This window comes from Lyngbya sp. PCC 8106 (assembly GCF_000169095.1).
Classification (GTDB): Bacteria; Cyanobacteriota; Cyanobacteriia; order Cyanobacteriales; family Microcoleaceae; genus Capilliphycus.
The window spans coordinates 1-23,287 of record NZ_AAVU01000046.1; the positions used below are offsets into that span (position 1 = coordinate 1).

General features: G+C 40.0%; 21 protein-coding genes. 10 read left to right on the forward strand and 11 right to left on the reverse strand.

The features are described 5' to 3' along the window. On the forward strand, window positions 1-1,010 hold a 1,010-nt coding region (gene psbA, locus L8106_RS23825; protein WP_009787051.1), incomplete at its 5' end, for a photosystem II q(b) protein. Window positions 1,011-1,101: 91 nt separating this feature from the next. On the opposite strand, the gene L8106_RS23830 is transcribed toward psbA, so the two are convergent. The 3 genes from L8106_RS23830 to L8106_RS23840 all read right to left on the reverse strand — a co-directional run bounded on the left by L8106_RS23830 (window position 1,102) and on the right by L8106_RS23840 (window position 4,531). Beyond that, window positions 1,102-1,527 carry a GNAT family N-acetyltransferase gene (locus L8106_RS23830; RefSeq protein WP_009787052.1) on the reverse strand — a complete coding sequence of 142 codons (426 nt, stop codon included), beginning with the start codon at window positions 1,525-1,527 and terminating at the stop codon, window positions 1,102-1,104. An 18-nt stretch (window positions 1,528-1,545) separates the two neighbouring features. Continuing rightward, window positions 1,546-2,871: an APC family permease gene (locus L8106_RS23835; protein WP_009787053.1), complete on the reverse strand. Its 1,326-nt coding sequence runs from the start codon at window positions 2,869-2,871 to the stop codon at window positions 1,546-1,548. Window positions 2,872-2,953: 82 nt separating this feature from the next. Then, complete coding sequence (locus L8106_RS23840; protein ID WP_009787054.1) at window positions 2,954-4,531, reverse strand: NAD(P)H-quinone oxidoreductase subunit N; 1,578 nt, start codon at window positions 4,529-4,531, stop codon at window positions 2,954-2,956. Window positions 4,532-4,790: 259 nt separating this feature from the next. On the opposite strand from L8106_RS23840, the gene psb32 reads away from it, so the two are divergent. Then, complete coding sequence (gene psb32 / locus L8106_RS23845) at window positions 4,791-5,510, forward strand: photosystem II repair protein Psb32 (RefSeq protein WP_009787055.1); 720 nt, start codon at window positions 4,791-4,793, stop codon at window positions 5,508-5,510. 104 nt (window positions 5,511-5,614) lie between these two features. Continuing rightward, window positions 5,615-6,643 (forward strand): GTPase ObgE, encoded by a 1,029-nt coding sequence (gene obgE / locus L8106_RS23850; protein ID WP_009787056.1) that lies wholly within the window; start codon window positions 5,615-5,617, stop codon window positions 6,641-6,643. 167 nt (window positions 6,644-6,810) lie between these two features. Here the strand turns inward: obgE and L8106_RS23855 are convergent, their stop codons facing one another. The 5 genes from L8106_RS23855 to L8106_RS23875 form a co-directional block, all read right to left on the reverse strand. Then, window positions 6,811-7,563, reverse strand: a complete 753-nt coding sequence (locus tag L8106_RS23855; protein ID WP_039897098.1) for a Uma2 family endonuclease — start codon at window positions 7,561-7,563, stop codon at window positions 6,811-6,813. Between the two features lie 201 nt (window positions 7,564-7,764). Beyond that, complete coding sequence (locus tag L8106_RS23860) at window positions 7,765-9,153, reverse strand: lactate utilization protein B (RefSeq protein ID WP_009787058.1); 1,389 nt, start codon at window positions 9,151-9,153, stop codon at window positions 7,765-7,767. Further along, window positions 9,150-9,893, reverse strand: coding sequence for a (Fe-S)-binding protein (locus L8106_RS23865; RefSeq protein WP_009787059.1), 744 nt, complete (start codon window positions 9,891-9,893; stop codon window positions 9,150-9,152). Before L8106_RS23865 ends, L8106_RS23860 begins: the two co-directional genes overlap by 4 nt. A gap of 37 nt (window positions 9,894-9,930) precedes the next feature. Further along, on the reverse strand, window positions 9,931-10,521 hold the full coding sequence (locus L8106_RS23870; RefSeq protein ID WP_009787060.1) for an LUD domain-containing protein: 591 nt from the start codon (window positions 10,519-10,521) through the stop codon (window positions 9,931-9,933). A gap of 83 nt (window positions 10,522-10,604) precedes the next feature. Further along, entirely contained in the window at window positions 10,605-11,984 is a 1,380-nt protein-coding gene (locus L8106_RS23875; protein WP_009787061.1) for an aldehyde dehydrogenase, read from the reverse strand. A gap of 143 nt (window positions 11,985-12,127) precedes the next feature. On the opposite strand from L8106_RS23875, the gene L8106_RS23880 reads away from it, so the two are divergent. Next, the gene (locus L8106_RS23880; RefSeq protein WP_009787062.1) at window positions 12,128-14,179 is read left to right on the forward strand and encodes a hypothetical protein; all 2,052 of its coding nucleotides are present in this window, start codon (window positions 12,128-12,130) and stop codon (window positions 14,177-14,179) included. A gap of 143 nt (window positions 14,180-14,322) precedes the next feature. Here the strand turns inward: L8106_RS23880 and L8106_RS23885 are convergent, their stop codons facing one another. Then, the gene (locus tag L8106_RS23885; RefSeq protein WP_009787063.1) at window positions 14,323-14,661 is read right to left on the reverse strand and encodes a co-chaperone YbbN; all 339 of its coding nucleotides are present in this window, start codon (window positions 14,659-14,661) and stop codon (window positions 14,323-14,325) included. 406 nt (window positions 14,662-15,067) lie between these two features. Between L8106_RS23885 and L8106_RS23890 the strand changes: the two genes are divergently transcribed. Then, window positions 15,068-15,457 (forward strand): recombinase family protein, encoded by a 390-nt coding sequence (locus L8106_RS23890; RefSeq protein WP_156803809.1) that lies wholly within the window; start codon window positions 15,068-15,070, stop codon window positions 15,455-15,457. A 253-nt stretch (window positions 15,458-15,710) separates the two neighbouring features. Next, complete coding sequence (locus L8106_RS23895) at window positions 15,711-16,940, forward strand: CBS domain-containing protein (protein ID WP_009787065.1); 1,230 nt, start codon at window positions 15,711-15,713, stop codon at window positions 16,938-16,940. A gap of 126 nt (window positions 16,941-17,066) precedes the next feature. On the opposite strand, the gene L8106_RS23900 is transcribed toward L8106_RS23895, so the two are convergent. After that, complete coding sequence (locus L8106_RS23900; protein ID WP_009787066.1) at window positions 17,067-17,690, reverse strand: NUDIX hydrolase; 624 nt, start codon at window positions 17,688-17,690, stop codon at window positions 17,067-17,069. A gap of 122 nt (window positions 17,691-17,812) precedes the next feature. Here L8106_RS23900 and dxr point away from each other — a divergent pair, with 122 nt between their 5' ends. The 4 genes from dxr (at window position 17,813) to L8106_RS23920 (ending at window position 21,922) form a co-directional block, all read left to right on the forward strand. Continuing rightward, the gene (dxr, locus tag L8106_RS23905) at window positions 17,813-18,997 is read left to right on the forward strand and encodes a 1-deoxy-D-xylulose-5-phosphate reductoisomerase (RefSeq protein ID WP_009787067.1); all 1,185 of its coding nucleotides are present in this window, start codon (window positions 17,813-17,815) and stop codon (window positions 18,995-18,997) included. A gap of 120 nt (window positions 18,998-19,117) precedes the next feature. Next, the gene (locus tag L8106_RS23910) at window positions 19,118-19,333 is read left to right on the forward strand and encodes an RNA-binding S4 domain-containing protein (protein ID WP_009787068.1); all 216 of its coding nucleotides are present in this window, start codon (window positions 19,118-19,120) and stop codon (window positions 19,331-19,333) included. A 210-nt stretch (window positions 19,334-19,543) separates the two neighbouring features. Continuing rightward, window positions 19,544-21,127, forward strand: coding sequence for a glycosyltransferase family 39 protein (locus L8106_RS23915; RefSeq protein WP_009787069.1), 1,584 nt, complete (start codon window positions 19,544-19,546; stop codon window positions 21,125-21,127). A gap of 489 nt (window positions 21,128-21,616) precedes the next feature. Continuing rightward, on the forward strand, window positions 21,617-21,922 hold the full coding sequence (locus L8106_RS23920) for an RNA-binding protein (RefSeq protein ID WP_009787070.1): 306 nt from the start codon (window positions 21,617-21,619) through the stop codon (window positions 21,920-21,922). 222 nt (window positions 21,923-22,144) lie between these two features. Here L8106_RS23920 and L8106_RS29930 read toward each other — a convergent pair whose 3' ends face one another. Beyond that, on the reverse strand, window positions 22,145-22,966 hold the full coding sequence (locus L8106_RS29930) for a calcium-binding protein (RefSeq protein ID WP_009787071.1): 822 nt from the start codon (window positions 22,964-22,966) through the stop codon (window positions 22,145-22,147). Window positions 22,967-23,287 lie beyond the last annotated feature (321 nt).

Here is a 23,287-nt window from a genome sequence, read left to right on the forward strand (position 1 = left end):
ACTGGGTAACGTCCACAAACAACCGCCTTTACATCGGCTGGTTCGGCGTGTTGATGATCCCTACCCTGTTGACAGCAACAATCTGCTACATCGTAGCCTTCGTCGCAGCACCTCCGGTTGACATCGACGGTATCCGTGAACCCGTAGCTGGTTCCTTAATGTATGGAAACAACATCATCTCTGGTGCAGTTGTTCCTTCTTCCAACGCAATCGGTTTGCACTTCTACCCCATCTGGGAAGCAGCTTCCTTAGATGAGTGGTTGTACAACGGTGGCCCTTACCAGTTGGTAATCTTCCACTTCTTGATCGGTGTATTCTGCTACATGGGTCGTGAGTGGGAATTATCCTACCGCTTAGGAATGCGTCCTTGGATCTGTGTTGCATACTCTGCACCTGTAGCAGCAGCAAGCGCAGTTTTCTTAATCTACCCGATTGGACAAGGAAGCTTCTCTGATGGTATGCCTCTGGGTATCAGCGGAACATTCAACTTCATGTTGGTCTTCCAAGCTGAACACAACATCTTGATGCACCCCTTCCATATGTTAGGTGTAGCAGGTGTATTCGGTGGCGCACTGTTTAGTGCAATGCACGGTTCTTTGGTAACTTCTTCTTTGGTTCGTGAAACAACTGAAACTGAATCTTTAAACTACGGTTACAAGTTCGGTCAAGAAGAAGAAACTTACAACATCGTTGCAGCACACGGCTACTTCGGTCGTTTAATCTTCCAATACGCTAGCTTCAACAACTCTCGCGCACTGCACTTCTTATTAGGTGCATGGCCGGTAATCGGAATCTGGTTTACTGCTTTAGGTGTATCCACCATGGCATTCAACCTCAACGGTTTCAACTTCAACCAATCCGTAATTGATTCTAGCGGACGTGTTATCAACACTTGGGCTGACGTCATCAACCGCGCTAACCTGGGTATGGAAGTAATGCACGAGCGCAACGCTCACAACTTCCCCTTAGACTTAGCTTCTGTTGAGTCTGCTCCCGTCATCAAAGGCTAATTGCTAGCTTAAATTGAATAACCTTAAACGCTCTCCTTCGGGGGGGCGTTTTTGATTGGTGATTTTTGGTGAATTTGGTCGGATGAATCCGTTAATATTTTAGTCTTAAACGTAATAACAGATAGCCTGTTTCTAGATGAAGATGTTCATCAATCGGGGTAAAACCATATTGTTCATAAAAAGTCCGCCCGATTTGATTTTCTTTAAAGACTTCCACAAAAAGTTGACTTCGCAATGTTCGCGCCCAATCAATTAAAGCCCGTCCAATACCCTGACGCTGAAATTGGGGTTCTACGAAAATCGCCCCGACTTCTTCATCTAATAGCGAAATAAATCCCACAACACGGTTATCCTGTTCAAAAACCCAGGTTTTGGCAGCAGGTAAATAAACGTTCGGTATATTCTGACGTTCCGTTTCCAAAAATGCTTCATCCAAAAATGAATGAGCGATCTTTGAAGCGGAATACCAAACCTCTAACAAACGGTTGAGATCTTGTTCTTGGTAAGGGCGAATCATGGGTTTAAATTCCTTAAATTAATCATTACTTGTTTGGGGTAAATCAACTGTTTCCTTAAGTTTAAACGCGACAAAATGCCACACTAACCCAACAACAATGAGTCCTAAACCGATTAACCAAACTTGCCATTCTATCCAGAAGGCTAAAAATAAGCCTGAAAATAAGGCAAATAAACTCATCCAAACGGGATATAATCGTTGTTCATCACTCAGACGCAATGCAGCTAAACCGACAATTCCACAGCGCCAGAGAGAACCAAATGCACTTAATGACCAAGTAGTTTTTACATCTCCTGTCAAAACTAAAAGCCCGATAGCAACACTAATAAAAATCACCGCCCAATAGGGTGTGGTTCCGTCAGCATTTAACTGGGCAACTAATTTCGGCATATCACCCCGTCTTCCCATTGCTAAAAGCAACCGAGATAATCCCAAAATAACACTCAATAACACACTTAAAGTTGCGGTAATTGCCCCAATTGCTAATAGTGTTTTTGCACCGGGAATGCCTAAACTTTCGGCGACTACTTCTAAGGGTGCTGCTTGTTCGGAAGCAATTCCTAATGCGTTTGCTCCAATTGTTCCTAAACTAACAAGGGCAACACCGACATAAATAACAGTAGTAATTGCGAGAGTGATTAGAACCGCTTTTGGAATATTTTTACGAGGTTCTGTAATTTCTTCCCCTAACATTGTAATCCGGGCAGGGCCGTTATAAGCAACAAATAATAAAGCGACAGATTCGAGGAAGTTTTTAAGTCCGGTTTTGAGGTCAATTTCTGCAAAAGTGACGGGTAAAAAACCACGCTGAGATAATACAAATCCTCCGGCAATAATTAAAAAGAATAAAGAAAATAGAGTCACAGAAAGAATCACAGTGGTTGCGACTTTAGAACGTCGCATTCCACCTAAGACAACAATAGTTAAACCCAAAACAGCAATTTCAGCAATAGGAACTAAAAAAGACTCTGAAATGCCAATTGTATTAATCAGATAACTGGAAAAACCCAAAGCCGCCGTCGCAGCAACAGCCGTTTTTCCGAGCAGATACATCCACCCTCCGGTAAAACCAAACCAACGGTTTAGATACTTGTAACCGTATTCATAAATCCCCCCACTAACAGGATGACTGGCGGCGAGTTGAGCGAGATTCAAACTATTTGCAACTTGTAAGATTCCCGCTACGACTAATGCCCCAATGACTGCATAACCAGACAAGGCAGCAGCTAAACCTAAACTAACAAAAATTCCGACACCAATGACTGATCCTAACCCCATAGTGGTAGCACCAAACCAACCTAATTCGCGTCTAAGTGTTTGGGGAGAATGATTGGATGCAGACATACTTTTTTTCCTTGATTTGGCAACTTTCAAAAAATAGGGGCATGATTCCACACCCCTTGAAGTCAATTTAGAAAAGCTAAAATCAGTTCTGTTGCACAGGAGATAAAGTAGATTTAGAGCTAACAGCAGCCATTTGTTGAGTTTGAACAATTGAGGCTTGTAGCATTGGAGTCCGACTCACAGAACTATTAGCTAAGTTGAACAAAGGACTCGATAAAATTCCGGCTAAGGATGTCGCTACCAATGTCATCACTAATCCCACTTGTAAGAGACGCATTCCGGGCAAATCCCAGCGAATTTGAGGATAGTTTTTCACCGCGTCTGACATTTCTTGGGGTTCTTTGACCACCATCATTTTAACAACGCGAATGTAGTAGTAAATTGAGACTACACTGGTGACTAATCCTAACAACACCAAGGCATATAATCCGGCTTGCCAACCTGCCCAAAACAGGTAAATTTTACCAAAAAATCCAGCTAGAGGTGGAATTCCTCCTAATGAGAGTAAGCAAATACTTAAACCCAAAGTCAGTAGGGGATCTTTCTGATATAACCCACTGTATTCACTAATTTGATCTGTTCCAGTTCGCAGTGAGAATAGAATCACGCAGGTAAAACCGCCCAGGTTCATAAACAAGTACACCAACAGATAAAATATCATGCTGGAGTAACCCGCTTCGGTGCCGGCGATTAACCCAATCATCACAAATCCGGCTTGGGCGATGGAGGAATAAGCCAACATCCGCTTCATGCTGGTTTGGGCGAGGGCGACAACATTTCCTAAGACTAAGCTGAGAATCGCTAGGGCTGTAAAGACTAACCGCCACTGATCGCTGACAATGGGGAAAGCATTCACTAATAACCGAATGGCGAGGGCAAATCCGGCGGCTTTAGAACCGACAGACAAGAAAGCGACAACCGGAGTGGGTGAACCTTCATAAACGTCGGGTGTCCATTGGTGGAAGGGAACAGCAGAAATTTTGAAGGAAATCCCGGCAATTACAAACACCAGGGCAATCACCATCGCTAAGGATTCACCCGCCCCAGATGTAGCTAGGACTTTGGCGATCTCAGTCAGGTTAGTTTCTCCACCAGAGAGTCCATAAAGCAGGGATAATCCGTAGAGGAACACGGCTGAACTCGATGCCCCAATTAAGAGGTATTTCAACGCGGCTTCGTTGGAACGGGGATCGCGTTTGGTGTAGCCTGTAAGCAGGTATGATGAGATACTCAGCGTTTCTAGGGAGACGAAGATCATCACTAATTCCGTCGCCCCTGAGAGGAACATTCCCCCCAGACAGGCTGTGAGCAAAATACCGATAAATTCAGCCAAGGAGGTACCGGTTTGTTCGACATAGCGAACCGACATCAAAATAGTGACCAGGGCAGATAGGGCGATAATACCGCGAAAAACTACACTGAGGGCGTCGCTGTTGAAACTGCCCAAAAATCCGATGGTATCGGTACTATTCCACTGATAGTATAAGGCAAACATCGATCCAGAAAGACCTGCGATCGCAATGTAGGGTGTCAGGCCAGCAGAAGCCGTCCGTCCAACGATCAGATCTGTAATTAAAACCGTTAGGAGGGTGATAATGACAATTCCCTCGGGCAGAATTGTTCCAGCGTTTAACTGGGCTGCAACACTCGAAAAATCCATAAGCTTCGATATTCGATATATACCCCATGACTGGTTTTTGATCGCCAGTCTGAGCGAAACACTTCCGACACTATAAACGTTCTGTCTGTCTTGATTCAAGAGGACAAGCTGATTACCAATCCGGATCGGACTGGGATTGTGATCAAAACAGATAGCTCAAACTGTAGACTCTATTGTTGCAGATCGATGAAGCGGACAGCTTAAATTGTATAGTAGTAGGATGGGTTGAAAAGACGATCATACGGGTCAACTAAATCTAATGATACAGCTATTTAACAAAATCTTAAATTGGAAAAAACGCTTTGTTTCGTTGCTTTTACCGACTGTGCTTGCGGTTTTGATGGCTCAACTCTGGGCTACACCTGCAACGGCAACAGGGGTTTATCAAATGCCAAACTTAACCTCTGGTGATCCGACTTGGATCGTCGATGATGGGGATGTTTTGAGTTTAAGCACTGAACGTCAGATTAACCAAAAGTTATCGGAACTCGCCGAGCAAACGGGTTATGAAGTGCGTTTGGTGACGCTACGTCGCTTTGACTATGGGGAAACAGCCGATAGCTTTACTGAGGATTTGTTTAATAAGTGGTTTCCGACTCCGGAAGCGGCGACTAATGAAACACTGTTAGTGTTGGATACTCTGACTAATAATAGTGCAATTATAACTGGAGAGGGAGTGAAGTCGCTCCTTACCGATGAAATTGCCGAAAGTGTTGCCACCGAAACGTTACAAGTTCCGTTGCGGGATGGTAATAAGTATAATGAAGCCTTCCGAGCCGTGAGTGATCGATTGGTTACGGTCTTGTCGGGAAATCCTGATCCTGGCCCACCAAGCGAAAAGGAACAGGTTCAAGTCGAAGGTACTTTTAAGACGGCTGAAGAAACCGATGACCAAACCGCTACAATTATTGTTGTAATTGTTTTGGTGGTGGCAACTGTTGCACCGATGGCAACTTACTTCTATTTCCAACGGTCTTAAGCTTTTGAGGATGTAGGGGCAGGGATCGCACCAGGAGAATCGTTTTAATTTCAAATGCTAAGTCAAATGTCCAATATCCCCAGTCCCGATTATCAGTCCTAGAGATGCAATTTATTGATCAAGTTGAAGTTTTAGTGGAAGCGGGTAAAGGTGGCGATGGGATCGTCGCCTTCCGTCGAGAAAAATATGTTCCTGCCGGAGGGCCTTCGGGTGGGAATGGTGGAAAAGGGGGTTCGGTGATTTTAGTCGCGGTTGAACACCTACAAACTTTACTCGATTTGAAGTACAATCACCGTTTTCGCGCTGAAGATGGCCGACGAGGTGGCCCCAAAAATATGACGGGTGCCATGGGAAATGATCGCATTATTGAAGTTCCTTGTGGGACTACGGTTTATGATGTAGAAACTGAAGAAATTGTCGTGGATTTGATTCACCCTCATCAAGAATTTTGTGTTGCTAAAGGGGGTAAAGGCGGTTTAGGAAATGCTCACTTTCTGAGTAACCAAAATCGCGCTCCTGATTATGCTTTACCGGGGTTAATGGGTGAACAACGGCAGCTTAGATTAGAGTTGAAACTGTTAGCAGAAGTCGGTATTATGGGTTTGCCGAATGCGGGGAAATCCACGTTGATTTCGTCATTATCTGCCGCTAAACCTAAAATTGCGGATTATCCGTTTACCACGCTAATTCCCAATTTAGGGGTTGTTCGCAAACCGACAGGAGATGGTACTGTTTTTGCAGATATTCCGGGTTTAATTGAAGGCGCTCATTTAGGGTTGGGTTTAGGCCATGAATTCCTACGCCACATTGAACGCACTCGGGTTTTATTGCATTTAATTGATATTACTGATCCAACTCCTGTCGAAAATTATCATACGATTCAGCAAGAATTACAAGCCTATGGTCGGGGTTTAACGGATCATCCACAAATTGTGGCCTTAAATAAGGCGGATGCGGTAGATACTGACAGCGAAGAAGTGCAAGAAATCATTACTCAAATTCAGCAAGTTAGCCAATCAAAAGTCTTTCTTATTTCGGCGGTTGCTAAAATTGGGTTGAATGATTTAATGCAGGAAATTTGGCGATCGCTTGATGAGTTATCCCTCTCCGAAAATTCAACTTCTACTCGCTAAACTGTTAGGTGGAGATAGAGAATTTTGATTTTCTGTCTCCTCTCGCCCGAAATTAGACTATCTTTAAATCTTTTGAACTTGAGTTTAAGTTACAGACGTTTAAAGCCTAATTTATTAACATTAACATTAGTCGTCAAAACTCTAGCTTCAACTCACTTTTGAAAACCCTATTCTTCGAGTTCAATTCCCTCAGCCTTGAGTCGTTCCATGAGTTGTTGGAGGCGAAGTTCGGCTTGTTCTGCACGTTGACGTTCAACTTCTGCGCGTTGACGTTCTTGTTGGACTAACTCAGACCCCCATAACAATAAGCTTCCCGCCTCATCCCACCACCGCAACCAATAGCCTGTGCGTCTGTCGTGGGTTCCTTGCCAAACGCCCAAAAATAACTGCATTTCAGCGATCCAATATCGCCCATTTTCATCAGGTTTTTGTACCTTATATCGGCTAGAATCATCCAATTGATACAATTCTAAAACACCATTTTGGGGTGCAAAAATCGCATAGTTTGGAACTTGCAGCACTTGTTCATAGAAAAACCATTTTCCAGGCGGATAAGTTGGTTTTATGGAATATTCACCCCCTTCTGTTTCAGAGATAAATTCCATCACAATCAGAGGAATCTCCCCTTCCAAACGCGGCGTATAACTGCGTTCAACTTCTAAGCGTTCAACTCGAATTTCCGGAATAAATGCCCAGTCAGGGGCTTTAACAACAATTTTATCATTTACTGTGGCACAGATACCATAATTAGTAGAAGTTAGAGAATTTTCAGGTAATTTTCCCGCCACACTTAACGCATCTGTTAATGCCATTGCCAATAGGGGCTGAGTAATATTATCCACCGGATCATCGGGTAAAATATAGTCTTCGGGTAACTTTTCCCAAGTTACTTTGAGACTGGTAGTGTTAGTAGGGTGCATCAATTTCATAACTTTAACTTGGGTAATCACCAAATTTTTGTTTTTTGATGCACCCAAATTTTTTTGGGGGAACGGTGCATCAATATCATACATTTTAACTTAGGTATTCCTGAAATTGTTGTTTGATGTACCCTACTTTTTGGGGGAACGGTGCATCAATATCATAATCTTAACTTGGGTAATCACCAAATTTTTGTTTTTTCATGCACCCAAATTTTGACGGTTTTTGAGATACCACTGTTTAAAGGTTTGTTTGGGAAGTGCTGGTAACGCCCGATGTCGCACCCAAGGATTTAAGATTTTACTCGAAAATAACAAGGGAAAATATTTCATTACTTTCTGTAAAATTACATTCTCAGCAAAACGATAAAGCTGAGGATTTCCTAACACCATCCCCGCAGCTTTCATACTCTCTCGACGAGGTAAAGAGAGTAAGTGTTTTTCTGCCATCACTCGACGCCATTTATAAATTTGTTTGGGAAGATCAATTTTAACTGGACAAACATCACCGCAGGAACCACAAAGGGTTGAAGCATAGGGTAAATTACTGTATTTTTGTAGATCAAAAGTTGGGTCAATAATCATTCCCAAAGGCCCCGAATAAACTGCCCCATAACTTAACCCTCCACTGCGACGATATACCGGACAAGTGTTCAAACAAGCGCCGCAGCGAATACATTTTAAAGATGACCAAAAATCCGCCATTCCTAACCGTTCACTTCTGCCATTATCAACAATCACTAAATGGATTTCTCCACCCTTTTTAGGTTGGGTAAAATGGGAGGTATATTGAGTAATGGGAGAACCTAAAGCACTACGAGACAGCAAACGAATAAAAACCGCTAAATGTTCAACTTTTGGGATTAATTTTTCAATGCCCATACTGGCAATATGTAGCCGGGGAACATTCGCCCCAATATCTGCGTTTCCTTCGTTCGTACAGACGACAAAACTACCCGTTTCTGCGATCGCAAAATTAACCCCAGTCATCCCGGCATCAGCCCTTAAAAAGCGAGGTCTAGTATTTTGTCGCATCATTTCATTGAGATAATGAGGATCATCATTGTTGGGATCGGTATCAATTTTTTCGGCAAATAGTTTAGAAACATCTTGACGGTTTTTGTGAATAGCGGGCATAACAATATGACTCGGAGGTTCTTGATCAAGTTGTTGAATACGTTCTCCAAAATCTGATTCTGTAATGGTAATTCCTTGGCTTTCTAAAAATGGAACCATGCCACATTCTTCTTGCAGCATAGATTTACTTTTGACTAGAGTTTGAACCTGATGAGTGTTGAGAATATTGTAAACAATTTGATTATGTTCTACCCCATCTTTCGCCCAGTGAACCTGTATTCCATTTTGTTTTGCGTTGGCTTCAAACTGTTCTAAATAGTCAGCAAGATGAGTGAGAGTATGTTCTTTAATTTGTGAGGCAATTTCGCGTAATTGTTCCCATTCAGGAATAGATGCTGCTGCTTGATCTCGTCGGAGTCGTGCATTCCAAAGAATTTGATCGTATTGTTGGGCGCGTTGTGGATCTTGTAAAAATTGTTCGGCTGCTGCGGCTTGGTTAATGGGTTTAGTCATCGTGAAGTTCCGTTGAGAATTTGGGCAATATGAATTGTTTTTAGGTTCATTTTATAATAGTCGATGATCCCTTTTTGGTGCAATAAACAACTCATGTCACCTGAAACAATATATTCAGCACCATTGCGGAAATGATCGTTGACTTTATCATACCCCATTTGAGCCGAAACCGCTTCTTCAAAAACACAAAACGTTCCCCCAAAGCCACAACATTCATCGGGACGATCTAAGGTTACAAATTCTATCCCTTTGACCTTTTCTAAGAGAGTTTGACTTTTAGAAAAAGAGGCAATCATTAATTCTGAGGGGCGAGAAATTCCGAGTTTCCGAATGGCGCTACAACTGTTATGTAAGCCAACTTTATGGGGAAATTCTGCCCCAGGAAAGTGATTAATTTTTAGGATATCATGCAAAAATTCGACTAATTCATAGATGTTTTGACGAACATTTTGCACCTCCAAAGTTTGAGGAATTGCATCTAAATTTGCCCGAACATGATAAACACAACTCGCCGAAGGACTGACAATATATTGATAGTCTTTAAAACAGTCTACAAATACTCGTTCAGTTGCGGCTGCTTCTTGTTGAGTTCCGTTGGTTCCCATGGGTTGACCACAACAGGTTTGATTGAGGGGATATTCGACTTCTACGCCGAGTTTTTCTAATAATTCTAGCGTTGCTATTCCCACTTCCGGAAAGAACGCATCGATATAACAGGGAATAAATAGACCGACTTTCATTGTTTGTTTTTAAAGTGGGTTTTCTAGTCAAAATAGATTAGTCTTCAAGTAAAAAAACGGTTAAACTCCGAACCCCTTGGGCGCCGCGAATAATCACTGCTTCTACATCTCCTGTCGCCGAGGGGCCAGCCATAAAAACGCCGTAGGAGGTTTGAGTTAATTCAATGCGTTGATAGGCTTGATGTAAGTTACTTACAAGCTGTTTTGAATCGAGTAAAATGATTAAATGTTGAGAGAGAAAACCTAACGCATTTACAACTAAATCCTCGTGAGTTAACCAAACCGCCCCATTTTCAGCGACTCCAAATTTTCCCCGAATAATGGCAACATCAACATCAGCTAATTCATGGGGAGAAGTATTAGAATAAATGGGTTTATTTCCAGTGATTTCAGGAAGGGTTGAACAGATGATTTTTGCATCAGGATAAAGTTCTATTATTTTTGCTTTTATCTCCTCAATATTTGAGAGTTCAAAAGATTGTCCTCCCATGCGTTCAAGTTGCGTTTTAAACTGAGAAATCAATGGTTCTGAGTTGGTGTTAAACTCTGGAATTTCAGGAAGTTTAACGTCTGAATTTGGTTGATTTTTACGAACTGAACTTAAAATAAAATCACGACTATTGATCATACTATAGATTAATTAATGAATATTTTCGGGACGGATTATCAATAAATTTAAACCCGTCCCTACACCTTGTAGTTTAATACAAGCTACGATCCATTGACAATTTTTTTAATGAAATCAACTTTACCTTGATAGGGAGCATAACGCCAATTTAGATCGAGCCAGAAGAATTTTTTCAACACACTTTTATAATGAGAAAAGGTATCAAAACTGGCTTTTCCATGATAACTTCCTATGCCGCTATCTCCTACACCCCCAAAGGGAAGATTAGTTACTCCGACTTGCATAACTGTATCATTCAAACAAACCCCACCGGAAGACGTATTTTGAAGAACTTGTTGCTGTTTGGCTTTATCTTTGGAAAAGAAATAAAGGGCTAAGGGTTTAGGACGAGCGTTAATTTGAGAGATTGCTTCTCCTAAATCATTATATTCTAAAACGGGTAAAATCGGCCCAAAAATTTCTTCTTGCATGACTGGATCATCCCAAGAGACTTGATCTAAAACTGTCGGTGCAATATATTGATCTTCGGGGTTTGTTTGTCCGCCTATAATCACTTTACCATTTTGCAAAAAATCAGCTAAACGGTTAAACTGTCTTGGGCTAATAATTCGGCAATAGTCGGGGCTTTTTTCAGGATTTTCTCCATAAAAAGCTTGAATATTTTCTTTAATTTTCTCTAAGAGATCATTTTTTATTTCACGCTTCACTAACAAGTAATCCGGTGCAATACAGGTTTGTCCGGCATTGATAAATTTCCCCCAAGCAATTCGTTTTGCGGTATAATCAAGCTGAACATCACTCTCAACCACACAAGGACTTTTTCCGCCTAGCTCTAAAGTCACGGGAGTTAAATTTTTAGCCGCCGCTTCCATGACAATTTGACCAATTTTTGTTCCGCCTGTAAAGAAGATATGATCAAACTTTTGAGTGAGTAAAGCTTGACTGGTTTCTACTCCCCCTTCCACCGCAGCAACATAAGCCGGATCAAAGGTTTCTTGAATGATATTAGCAACAACTTTAGAGGTATTAGCCGCAATTTCTGAGGGTTTAAGAATGGCACAATTTCCCGCAGCCATTGCCCCAACCAAAGGCGAAATCATCAATTGAAAGGGATAATTCCAAGGCCCAATAATCAGAACAACACCTAAAGGTTCTGGACAAATTTGTGCGGTTGAGGGAAATTGATCAATAGAAGCCCAAACTCTTTTCGGTTTTGTCCAAGATTTGAGGTGTTTAATGGCATAATTAACCTCGGATACCGAAGCAATTTCAAAATAAGCTTCAAATTCGGGTCGGTTCAAATCAGCTTTGACTCCATCAATAATGTCGCCTTGATGGTCTATAATTGCTTGTTTGAGACGTTGAAGTTGTTCCCGACGGAAGTTGACATTCTTTGTTTGACCTGTAGCAAAGAATTGTCGTTGCTGTTGGATCAACTTTTCAACTTGAAGTGACTCTGCCATGATATCTTGATCCTAAACGTTCATCAATAAATATTACACCTTTGGCGTCAGACTCTTTCCTAAGATGCCTTTTTTAGCCTACCCTATTGATATGGATGAATCACTTGATTCGTAACTGAGGTACAAATCGATCACAAATGAACATGAAGGAAATTCTCTATCTGGAAATCCCCACACCCAATACTCAAAGCGTTTGTACCTGGTTGCAGGAGAAGTTTCAACCCGGAACCGGAGAAAAACACATCACCCCAGATGGTTTTCGTCTCAGGTTTCCTTTCACTGACGCGACAAAGACTGAACCTAACGAACTTTCAGCTTTTGTTTGGTCACTTCAACGAACGACTTATCTAAAGGTTTTTCGAGTAGGAAATCCTCCGAAAAATGAGCAACGGCAATTCATTCAACGGCTAGAAACTGAACTTAGACAACAATTTCCTCATCAATATCCTGAACCTCCAGAAATTGATCTCTCTCAAAAATCGATTTTTGAAGCCTTAGCGGATCATTATCCTTTGACGGTCAAATACTTTCAAAAAATGCCCAATGGAAACTCTGATCTTCAGCGAGTTTATTGGTGGGAAAAACGGTGGCGGGAAGGTGTACTTAATCCTAAAAAACCTAAACAAATTATCTTTTCAGCGCCAGATACTCACACCGATTCTCCACCTAAATATGATTTGATTTATGTGGGCGGAGCGTTGGGGGTGATTCATGCAGCTGTGATGGCACGGTTAGGCTATCGAGTTTTATTAATGGAACGTTTGCCGTTTGGACGTATGAACCGCGAGTGGAATATTTCTCGCAGTGAACTTCAAAGTTTAATTGATTTAGGATTATTCTCAAAAGCTGAGGTTGAAAGTTTAATTGCCAGAGAATATAAAGATGGATTTCATAAGTTTTTTGATGCTAATAATCCCCCGGTTGCTAAAGCCCCAGTTCTGCATACTCCGACGGTTTTAAATGTTGCTTTGGATGCAGAGAAATTACTCCGTTCTTGTGGAGAAAAATTACGACAGGCGGGCGGTGATATTTGGGATGAAACCGAATTTATTCGAGCTGATATTGCCTCGAGTCAAGTTATGCTTAAATCCCTTCATTTACCGACCCAATCAGAACGAATTGCGACAGGACGTTTACTGGTAGATGCGATGGGAACCGCTTCTCCTATTGCTTGGCAATTGAACGGAGGACGGGCTTTTGATAGTGTTTGTCCGACGGTTGGGGCGGTGATTGATGGAGGTTTTGAACCGGATGTTTGGGACTCTAAATATGGTGATGTTCTTAATAGTCATGGTGATATTTCTCGCGGACGTCAACTCATTTGGGAATTGTTTCCCGGTGCAGGAAATGAGTTAACTTTTTATCTGTTTCATTACCATCAAGTTAACCCCAAAAATCCAGGTTCGTTGTTAGAAATGTATGAGGACTTTTTTACCATTTTACCTGAATATCGTCGCTGTGATTTAGATCAATTAGTTTGGAAAAAACCAACTTTTGGTTATATTCCTGGACACTTTAGTGCGAGAAGTCGCGATCGCAAAGTGGCTTATGATCGGTTAATTGCAATTGGAGATGCGGCTTCACTTCAGTCTCCTTTAGTGTTTACTGGATTTGGTTCTTTAGTCCGGAATTTATCTCGTTTAACGGATTTATTGAATACCGCTTTAAAACATGATCTTTTGCAAGTCAAACACTTAAATCAAATTCGAGCTTATCAAAGCAATATTTCAGTCACGTGGCTATTTTCTAAAGGGATGATGGTTCCTACAGATCGACATTTACCACCTCAAAAAATTAACTCTATTTTAAATACGTTTTTTGGATTATTAGCCTCAGAACCGACAGCCGTTGCAGACACTTTTATTAAAGATCGAGCCGACTGGTGGACGTTTACTCGATTAGCTTTGAAAGCGGCTCGAACTAATCCTAAACTGTTAATTTGGATTTTGGATTTCATTACTTTCAATGAAATTATACGTTGGATGTTTAATTATTTGAATTTCACAGTTTTAGCCTTAGTGAGTGGTTTATTGAGTTGGGTTCCTCGCTTTTCTCGATGGATTCAGCCTTGGTTAGAACCTCGTTATCCGGGGATATGGATGAATTTGCTGGCGGTTAGTTATGTGTTAACTGATGGCTTAGGACAACCCCAAGCCCCTGTAAATCAACTGGTTCAGGTGAAATCACCTGTTTGATTTGATGTTGATTTGATCAAATGCTGAAGTTCTACCTACGATTGAAATCTTGATTTGAAATATTTTGTTTCTTGTATTTTTAATCGTAGAAGGGTTCAGCATCATTTTACTGATCTTCTGAAAAGATTGATCAACGGATTGAACTATAAAAGTTCTTCAAGTTTATCTCGAATGACTTCATAGGGTAATAAACCCACTAGATTGTTAACTCGTTTTCCCTGTTTAAAATAAAAAATATTAGGAAGACAAGCGATTTCAAATTTTTGGGTAATTTGTTTATTTTTTTCAATATCTATTTTTACGACTTTCACGCGCGGAAAATACTCATCAGCGAGTTTGTTAATGATTGATCTAATCCGATAGCTCAAATTGCACCCAGATATAACAAAAACAACGACAACTAAGGGATGTTCTTCAAGAATTCGATCAAAGTCTTTTTCCTGAATAAATACAGCTTTTTTATTGAAAAAGTTTAGTTTCAACTGTTAACTCCTGTGTAAATTAAAAGTGTAGTAGAATCATTGGTTTATTTTTAGATTGAAAAAAATTAAAGGGGTTTAAGGGGAATTAATCATCTGTAGCATTTTTATTCTATATTTCATTTAAACATCAAGTTTTTTTGAAATTAGCTTGACGAGAAAGATTAACTTTGTTATTTGAGATCTCTTTTTTTGTTTTTAAGTGTTGTTTCTTGGAATTTTTGTTGATTTATATTACAAGTTATTCTGTACTTTGATTGAATCTTTGAGAATGAGTAACAACCGTTGAAACAAATAGATAGACTGGCTTTTTGTTGGGATCAGATGAACAACCATTGCACTTTTGATGTTGCAGTTTTGGTCTAATAGTATAAAATCAGAATAGTGGACTATGCTTTATAACAGAGTTATGACTGCCGATAAATTAGATTCCCTCTCAAGCTGGCAACGACTTGAGGAAGGACGCCAAGCCAAAGCCGCTCAGGGGGGCTATGCAGGGTATGGTTCTCCTGCATTTGGCTTATGTTCTATAAATGGTGAACTGGTAGAAGATCCCCGTGAACAACAAGTCATTGAGTTAATTCGCCGTCATCATAAATCCGGGAAATCACTACAACAAATCGCGAATTGGCTGAATGAAAAAAGCTATAAAACAAAACGGGGTCAACAATGGAGGCGAATTTCAGTCAAGCGTGTTTTAGATCGGCTTTATCATAAAACCTCGGGTTTAGAAAGTCGAAATATCAGCTCCAGTGAGAGCGTATCTGAGTTGAAATCTCCTCACTCTCCCGAAGATTGAGTCTCAAACCTCAACGTCACTGTGTTGCTTATACTAAGAACTTCCTAGACGCTATTCTATTTCGTTTTTTGATCATAAACCTAAATGCGGGAAATGTAAAGTCCCGTTTGCTATTTAGATTGTTTTGTTGTAACATCCCTCTAAAGACATATTTTTCTAGGGTTGAAAATGTTCAACACCTGCTAAATTCTCTAATAGTGTTTTCATTCCCGTCTAGCATAGTCGTTAGTCGTTAGTTTGGTATTTGTCAACCATGCAACTTGAAAATTCTCTCCTCTGGGAACCCTTGCTAACAGATGCAATAGATCATCATCCTTTGAAGACTTCACCTGAAGTTCGATTGATTGATGCGATTACTCAAATGAACCATATTCTCGGGAGTAGTTGCTTAATAAAAAACCAGGATGATACTTCTAGCAATATTCCCAAAATTCCTCGATTTCAGTCAAGTTGTATTTTGATTGTGGTTGAGGAAAAACTACTTGGAATTATAACTGAACGGGATATTGTCAAACTAACCGCTCAAGGAATAGATTTTAACAATACAACTGTTGGGGAAGTGATGACTCATCCGGTAATTAGTTTATCACAAACAGCTTTTAAAGATATCTTCGCGCCTTTATTTTTATTTCGACGTTATCAAATTCGTCATTTACCGATTGTAGATGAACAAGAGCGATTAATTGGTGTGATTTCTCCCGAACGAATTCGTAAAGTCTTACAACCCATTCATCTACTGAAATTGCGGCGAGTTGAGGAAATAATGACCTCTAACGTGATTCAAGCTCCTCTAACAGCTACATTAGAAAATATTGCTCAATTAATGTCAGGTTTTCGGGTCAGTTGTATTGTTATTACCGAACCCGAAACCGATGATCGTTATCTCCCGGTGGGAATCATTACAGAACGAGATATCTTGCAATATAAATTACTGAACATCAGTTTTTATCAGACTATTGTTCAGGATGTGATGAGTCAACCTCTGATTCTACTGAGTCCAGAAGACTCACTCTGGAAAGCACATCAAGAGATGAAAAAACATCATATTCGACGGTTAGTTGTATCTTGGAATTGGGGGAGAGGACTCGGTTTAATCACCCAAACTAATATCTTAAAAATATTTGATCCGATAGAAATGAATTCTATTCTGTTGAATATTCAACAAACCTTGACAAATATTGAAAATAAATCTTTAAACACAAATCTACAGGATCATCTAGAATTGTCATTGTTGAATTCACCAGAACAAGCATCTCAATCTCAGTCCAATGAAACATTAAACTCTTTTCAAAAAAGACAAGCGATGCACCAGGGTTTAACTAATATTTTATTTAAAATCCAAACAGAAATCGAAGATATTATTGCAGAACCCAATCTCTCCTCAGAGATACAACAAAGTTCTCTAGAAACTCTTTTAATTCATGTTAAACAGGCTAATTTTTTAATTAAAAATGATAGGAATTGTTCTGGCTCTCAAAAATAATAAGATGAGTGAGTTTCCCTGAGATTAAAATACCTATCTAGTTATAAACTTTTCCTCAAGAAAACTAGAACTTTAACTTGATTTGAAAGTGATCTCATTAGCTGGAGATGAAATCAACATCAAACTTCAATCTAAATCAGTGAGTGAATTGGGATTTCGATACTGTTCAAAAAAGTGTTGTATTTGATGAGGAAGAACCCGAGAAATTGACAATTCTGGAATACAATCTTCCGCAAAAAATCCAACTTCGCTTGTTTCATGGCTTGATGTTGCCTCACCACCAATAATTTCACACAGAAAAAACATCTTATAAACATGATAGGGCATAGTCGGCTGATGACCTTGCTTTGTTCGGTCATAAACTGCCAATAATTTCACCACCTTTGTTTCAAAACCTGACTCCTCAAAAATTTCACGAGTAATGGCTTCAGTCGGAGTTTCATTAACATCTGCCCAACCTCCCGGTAATGTCCAACGATGATTATCTAAAACCTCACGAACCAGCAATATTTTAGAATCTTGAAATACCACACCCCGGACATCAACTTTCGGCGTTGCATAACCGTATTCTTGAGAAAAGAGATCCTCAATTACCTCTTTTTTCGTGTTAGTATGATGAGCGAAGATATCAGCCGCAATCTCTTGAATTTGGCGATAACGTTCGGCATCATACTCACTTTGAACAAAATGTAATCCGGTTTGTGCGATCGCCTGTAATGCTTTTGCCCACTCGATCCATTGGGGTTCCATACACATCTCTCCCGTTGATATTCTTCTCTAGCCTACAACGGTTTGACTGAAAATTTCCCATTTTTACGACAAGGGGATCAAGCATCGTACTATGGTAATAATTGACAACTTATTAAAAAAATATGAAAGCCATCACTCTTTTAGGTTCAACAGGTTCTATCGGGACTCAAACCCTCGATATTGTCAATGATCATCCCGACAAATTTAGAATCGTTGGACTAGCGGCGCGTCGTAACGTTACCCTTCTGGCCGAACAAATTCGCACCTTTCGTCCTCAAATTGCGGCGATTTGTGATGAAAGCAAATTACCCGAATTAAAAGCCGCGATCGCAAATCTCGATCCTCAACCCATTCTACTCGCTGGAGAGTCAGGAGTGGTTGAAGTCGCCCGCTACGGAGACTCAGAAGCCGTCGTTACTGGAATTGTCGGTTGTGCGGGTTTGCTGCCGACTTTAGCGGCGATTAAAGCGGGAAAAGATATCGCCCTCGCCAATAAAGAAACTTTAATTGCAGGCGGCCCCGTTGTCAATCCTTTAATTCAAGAATACGGTGTGAAATTGCTTCCGGCTGACTCCGAACATTCGGCAATTTTTCAATGTTTACAAGGAGTTCCAGAAAAGGGATTACGACGGATTATTTTAACTGCTTCTGGGGGTGCATTTCGAGATTGGCCGGTTGAGAAATTAGCAGACGTAAAAGTGGCGGACGCGATTAAACATCCGAACTGGTCAATGGGTCGTAAAATCACTGTTGATTCGGCTACAATGATGAACAAAGGTTTAGAGGTGATTGAAGCTCATTTTCTGTTTGGATTGGATTACGATAATATTGATATTGTTATTCATCCCCAGAGTATTATTCACTCATTAATTGAGTTACAAGATACCTCTGTTTTAGCTCAATTAGGTTGGCCGGATATGCGTTTACCCCTACTTTATGCGATGTCTTGGCCGGAACGAATTTATACCAATTGGGAACCGTTAGATTTAGTCAAAGCCGGAAATTTAACCTTCAAAGCACCCGATAATCATAAATATCCTTGTATGTCTCTCGCCTATGCTGCTGGACGTGCAGGGGGAACGATGCCAGCCGTATTAAATGCTGCAAATGAACAGGCGGTGGCGTTGTTTTTAGACGAAAAAATTGGGTTTTTAGAGATTCCAAAAGTGATAGAATACGTTTGCGATCGCCATCAAACTGATAATAGCCAAAATCCCTCTTTAGAGGATATTATTGCGGTTGATCAATGGGCAAGACAAGAAGTAATAGCCGCCCAAACAAAACTCAGTCAAACTGTTGCTGTTTAGGAAATTAACTTAGAAATAAAGTCGGGGCGCTCTTGCTTGCGTCCTGAATGCTTTTAAGTCTTTAAAATCCAATTAAAAGACCAATTACTTTCTTGAAAAATTTTAAAATAGGAGATCACAATGACACCACCTGATCAACCCACCATTAAACTCGATCAATTTCTTAAATTTGTCGGTTGCGCCCAAACAGGAGGACAAGCTAAACTGATTATTCAGTCCGGTTGGGTGTTAGTTAATGATCAAATAGAAACCCGTCGCGGACGTAAATTAGTACATGGTGATCGGGTTACCTTTGAAGATCAAAGCTATGTTGTTGAGTTTGATGGTGAATCTTGAAGATATTCCAGAAATTGATTGGCAGAAAAGACTGTATAATTAGCATCAATTATCGGTGTTAATTAAAATTTAAGTTTGTAGAAATCATTCAACCCGAGATCAACTTTGCTTTATCTTTAAAAATCTACCTAATGAGAGAATATTCTTAATATTGTAAAAATGAGTTAGGTTAACTGTAAAATTAGTCAGCAGTCCGATCATTAGCCAATCATGGATCAATCCAAGTCTCCTACTCGATGGTTACAACAATTTGCGGCTCTCCTTATAATTGTAGGAATTGCCTTTCGGTTTGTCAACTTAGGGTATAAAGTCTATTGGTATGATGAAGTTCATACCTCGGTGAGAAGTTCAGGTTATCTACTTGATGATTTAATCCCCCAAATTTATACAGGTCAACTGATTCGAGCCGGAGATTTAGTCGAGATTTATCAATATCCAACGGCGGAAAAAAGTTTAAAAGATGCGTTTACCAGCTTTACCAAACATCCCGAACATTCTCCTTTTTACTATTTATTAGCCCGCTTTTGGATGCAAACCTTTGGACATTCTGTGGCGACCATTCGTTGCTTATCAGCAATCATTAGTTTGCTCTGTTTTCCGGCGATGTATTGGCTCTGTCTCGAACTTTTTCAGTCGGCGACGGTGGGTTGGGTGGGAATAGGAATTTTAGCCATTTCTCCCTTTCATGTTTTGTATGCTCAGGAGGCTCGGGCTTATAGTTTATGGACGTTTACCATTTTATTTTCGAGTGCTGCATTATTAAGAGCCTTACAAGTTACACAAACTGATCAAGCGGTAAAATCTAAACGTTTAGCTTGGGGAATTTATGCTTTTAGTATAACACTCGGATTGTATTCTCATTTATTTTCTGTATTTGTTTATCTCGCTCATGGAATTTATGTATTTGGGCTGAAACAATGGCGAAAATTGAAGTATATTCTTCCGGCTCTCGGTGCGGTTTTGTTGAGTGTTATTCTTTTTCTCCCTTGGTTAATTATTATTTTTACAAATTTCCCCGATTTAATTGATAATACTAGCTCTCATCGAATTACTAGACCCGGTACAATATTGTTTTGGGGCTTGAATTTAACGCGACTAACTTTTGATTTTAATCAAGGCTATAGTTTACTGAATCCGATTTTATATCCGATTATTATAATTGCGGGATATTCAGTTTATTTTTTAGTTAAAAAGACTCCGAGTAAAACTTGGTTTTTTATAATTTCGTTGATGGGAGTTCTGGGAACCGCTCTAATTTTACCCGATTTACTCTTTGGTGGACAACGTTCAACAATTGCTCGTTATGGAATTCCTGCTTATTTAGGTTTACAAATTTCATTAGCTTATCTTTTGACGACAAAAATTAGTGATGATTTACTGAAGCCTCAACAAAAAAGACGCTGGAAATACATTTTTTTGACAATCGGCTTAAGTGGAGTTTTATCTTGCTTAGTGAGTTCTATTCATCCGGTTTGGTGGCATAAAAGTTATACCCGAAGTCGCTATGTTGCTCCAGTCGCTGAAATTATTAATTCATCTGAAAGTCCTTTGGTGATTAGTGATGCAGAGCCGGGTAGAATTATACCGTTGAGCCATCGACTCAAACCCAATGTTTATCTACAATTGGTTGTTCAGTCTAATATTCCTTTGCTTCCTGAGCAAGATTTTAGTGATATTTTTTTATATCGTCCGTCTGAAGTTTTAATGGAAGGAATTGAACAAATTTACGAAGCAAATTTAGAAAAAGTTTATAAACAAGGATGGCTTTGGCGAGTTGAACTTCCCTCCCGGTAGAAGACGTTATCAGGTCAAAAGTCAAGAGGTCAAGTAGCATAAGTCTAAGACTGGAATACTGATACTGGTTACTGTTGACTGTCTCCTCATCAGTAAACATTTTGGTATTTCAGATGAGAGGGTGACTGTTTGAGCTATTTTCTCTCTATAAATAAATTTTGATCTTGGAGTGGAGAGGAGGAGGGTTGAAGTTAATATTTGTAGAGACAATACCTTCGACTTCGCGAGTCAGGGAGAAGGGTGTAGCGTGTGTTGCAAGAGTGGGAAGTCTGGGTAATACTTATGTATAAGCGGATTTGGGGATATTTGTGATTTTTAATTGCTCTATTCGCTCTGAGCTTAAACTACTCGTGTTAGAATATTTATAAGGAATAGGTATCGGTTGCAGTTTTTGCTTTCAGTACAAAGAATTTTGTTCTGTTCCATCTGGCAGAGCTAGCCTTCCGAAATATCTGTCTTTTATATTTGTTTGATTTGGGAAGTTAACGTATGTCGATTTATGTCGGTAATCTCTCCTATGAGGTTACGGAAGAGGATTTGAAGTCCGTATTTGCTGAATATGGAACTGTCCAACGGGTTAGTATTCCGACGGATCGGGAAACGGGCCGTCCTCGAGGATTTGCGTTTGTAGAAATGCAAGAAGAATCCAAAGAAGATGCTGCAATTGAAGCTCTCGATGGCGCAGAATGGATGGGACGGGATCTTAAGGTTAATAAAGCCCGACCTCGTGAAAAAAGAAGTTCATTTGGTGGGGGCGGAGGTCGCGGTCGCGATCGTTATTCCGACAATTACTAAATCTTTAGCAGAAATTTAAGTCTCTCTATCCAATAACGAAGTAATGTAGATCATGTGAACTCAGTATTGTTACACCTGCATTTCTGGTTAGAGAGATTGTATCATCGAAAAAGCTTTATCGCTTGACTTTGAGGCGCACGTCTAGAAATATTTCCTAGAACGTGCCTCATACTTTTTGATCAGGAATAAATTTGTTGATTTTTAGTAGAATGTTGATTGAGATTAAATCGTAAAAATATCTGTACCTACAGTTATGTCTGCTGTTAAGCTTGGATTTTGCTCAATAAAAGCAATCGCAAATTCACCACCCGAACCAATATCACCGCTACGAGTATCATAGAGAATAAATCCTGAAGAACTCCCCACAGAAGTTAAGTTACTGACTTCAATAAATTCAGAATTTATCCCAAAAATAACAATTTCATCTTCACCCGAAGTAAAGTCTTGAATGGTATCCACTAAGTTAGGATTATTGGTCTGAGTTTCTAACATTAAATCAACCACAAATTGATCTCGTCCTTCGCCACCTGTTAGCAGATCAATACCACCATCTCCATGAATAATATCATTTCCGCGATCGCCAAAAACTTGATCATCCCCCTCTCCACCGCGTACATAATCATCATTTTGCCCCCCAAAAATAGAGTCATTTCCAGCTCCGCCATCCAAAACAAAATCATCTCCTAAGTTTCCAAAGAGTTGATCATCACCCTCTCCTCCCTGAATATCATCATTATCCTGTCCTCCAAAAAGACTATCTTGGCCGAAACTCCCAGTAATCAAATCATTACCTTTATTCCCAACAACAATTACTTCTACTTCTTGATTTCTAACGTCTAGAGTAGAACCATCAAAAACATCATTTCCATCACGAAGTAAGATTTCAAGTTGACTCGCATCTGCATTTGAGGTCAGAAGATTTCCTTGATCATCGTAGAGTTGAATGGGAGGTATAATATTATCGTCTTCCAGCGCTCCCAATACAACAAAACGAGTCGTATCGACAGAACCAAAAAAATTTACTTGGGTTAAAATACTCACCATTTTTGACTTTTTATCCTAATTTATTTCAATAAGAGACTGATTTTATCCTAGACTTTGTTCCTTTGTCCCCTGAACCCTTCGGCGAATTCGAGCAGTGAAAACAATAATTTTAATGTACTCCATGCTTTTTTAGATTGCCATTTGAAAAGCAGGTATGTTATCTTAGCCTCACTCCATACTCCCGATTTGAGACGATCCTGAACTCAAGATCAATAAATAGAGGGAGTAGAGAAATTTGGGAATTTTTGGGTTGCGAGTCTATCTACTGAATTCAGAAAAAATACTTTCTTTTGTCCTAGATGTAATTAGCGGTTAGCTTTT

Bases quoted from the DNA above. Each gene is read 5' to 3' on its own strand.
- L8106_RS23830 (WP_009787052.1), bottom strand. From the start codon at position 1,527: ATGATTCGCCCTTACCAAGAACAAGATCTCAACCGTTTGTTAGAGGTT.
- L8106_RS23835 (WP_009787053.1), bottom strand. From the start codon at position 2,871: ATGTCTGCATCCAATCATTCTCCCCAAACACTTAGACGCGAATTAGGT.
- L8106_RS23840 (WP_009787054.1), bottom strand. From the start codon at position 4,531: ATGGATTTTTCGAGTGTTGCAGCCCAGTTAAACGCTGGAACAATTCTG.
- psb32 (WP_009787055.1), top strand. From the start codon at position 4,791: ATGATACAGCTATTTAACAAAATCTTAAATTGGAAAAAACGCTTTGTT.
- obgE (WP_009787056.1), top strand. From the start codon at position 5,615: ATGCAATTTATTGATCAAGTTGAAGTTTTAGTGGAAGCGGGTAAAGGT.
- L8106_RS23855 (WP_039897098.1), bottom strand. From the start codon at position 7,563: ATGCACCCTACTAACACTACCAGTCTCAAAGTAACTTGGGAAAAGTTA.
- L8106_RS23860 (WP_009787058.1), bottom strand. From the start codon at position 9,153: ATGACTAAACCCATTAACCAAGCCGCAGCAGCCGAACAATTTTTACAA.
- L8106_RS23865 (WP_009787059.1), bottom strand. From the start codon at position 9,893: ATGAAAGTCGGTCTATTTATTCCCTGTTATATCGATGCGTTCTTTCCG.
- L8106_RS23870 (WP_009787060.1), bottom strand. From the start codon at position 10,521: ATGATCAATAGTCGTGATTTTATTTTAAGTTCAGTTCGTAAAAATCAA.
- L8106_RS23875 (WP_009787061.1), bottom strand. From the start codon at position 11,984: ATGGCAGAGTCACTTCAAGTTGAAAAGTTGATCCAACAGCAACGACAA.
- L8106_RS23880 (WP_009787062.1), top strand. From the start codon at position 12,128: ATGAAGGAAATTCTCTATCTGGAAATCCCCACACCCAATACTCAAAGC.
- L8106_RS23890 (WP_156803809.1), top strand. From the start codon at position 15,068: ATGACTGCCGATAAATTAGATTCCCTCTCAAGCTGGCAACGACTTGAG.
- L8106_RS23895 (WP_009787065.1), top strand. From the start codon at position 15,711: ATGCAACTTGAAAATTCTCTCCTCTGGGAACCCTTGCTAACAGATGCA.
- L8106_RS23900 (WP_009787066.1), bottom strand. From the start codon at position 17,690: ATGGAACCCCAATGGATCGAGTGGGCAAAAGCATTACAGGCGATCGCA.
- dxr (WP_009787067.1), top strand. From the start codon at position 17,813: ATGAAAGCCATCACTCTTTTAGGTTCAACAGGTTCTATCGGGACTCAA.
- L8106_RS23910 (WP_009787068.1), top strand. From the start codon at position 19,118: ATGACACCACCTGATCAACCCACCATTAAACTCGATCAATTTCTTAAA.
- L8106_RS23915 (WP_009787069.1), top strand. From the start codon at position 19,544: ATGGATCAATCCAAGTCTCCTACTCGATGGTTACAACAATTTGCGGCT.
- L8106_RS23920 (WP_009787070.1), top strand. From the start codon at position 21,617: ATGTCGATTTATGTCGGTAATCTCTCCTATGAGGTTACGGAAGAGGAT.
- L8106_RS29930 (WP_009787071.1), bottom strand. From the start codon at position 22,966: ATGGTGAGTATTTTAACCCAAGTAAATTTTTTTGGTTCTGTCGATACG.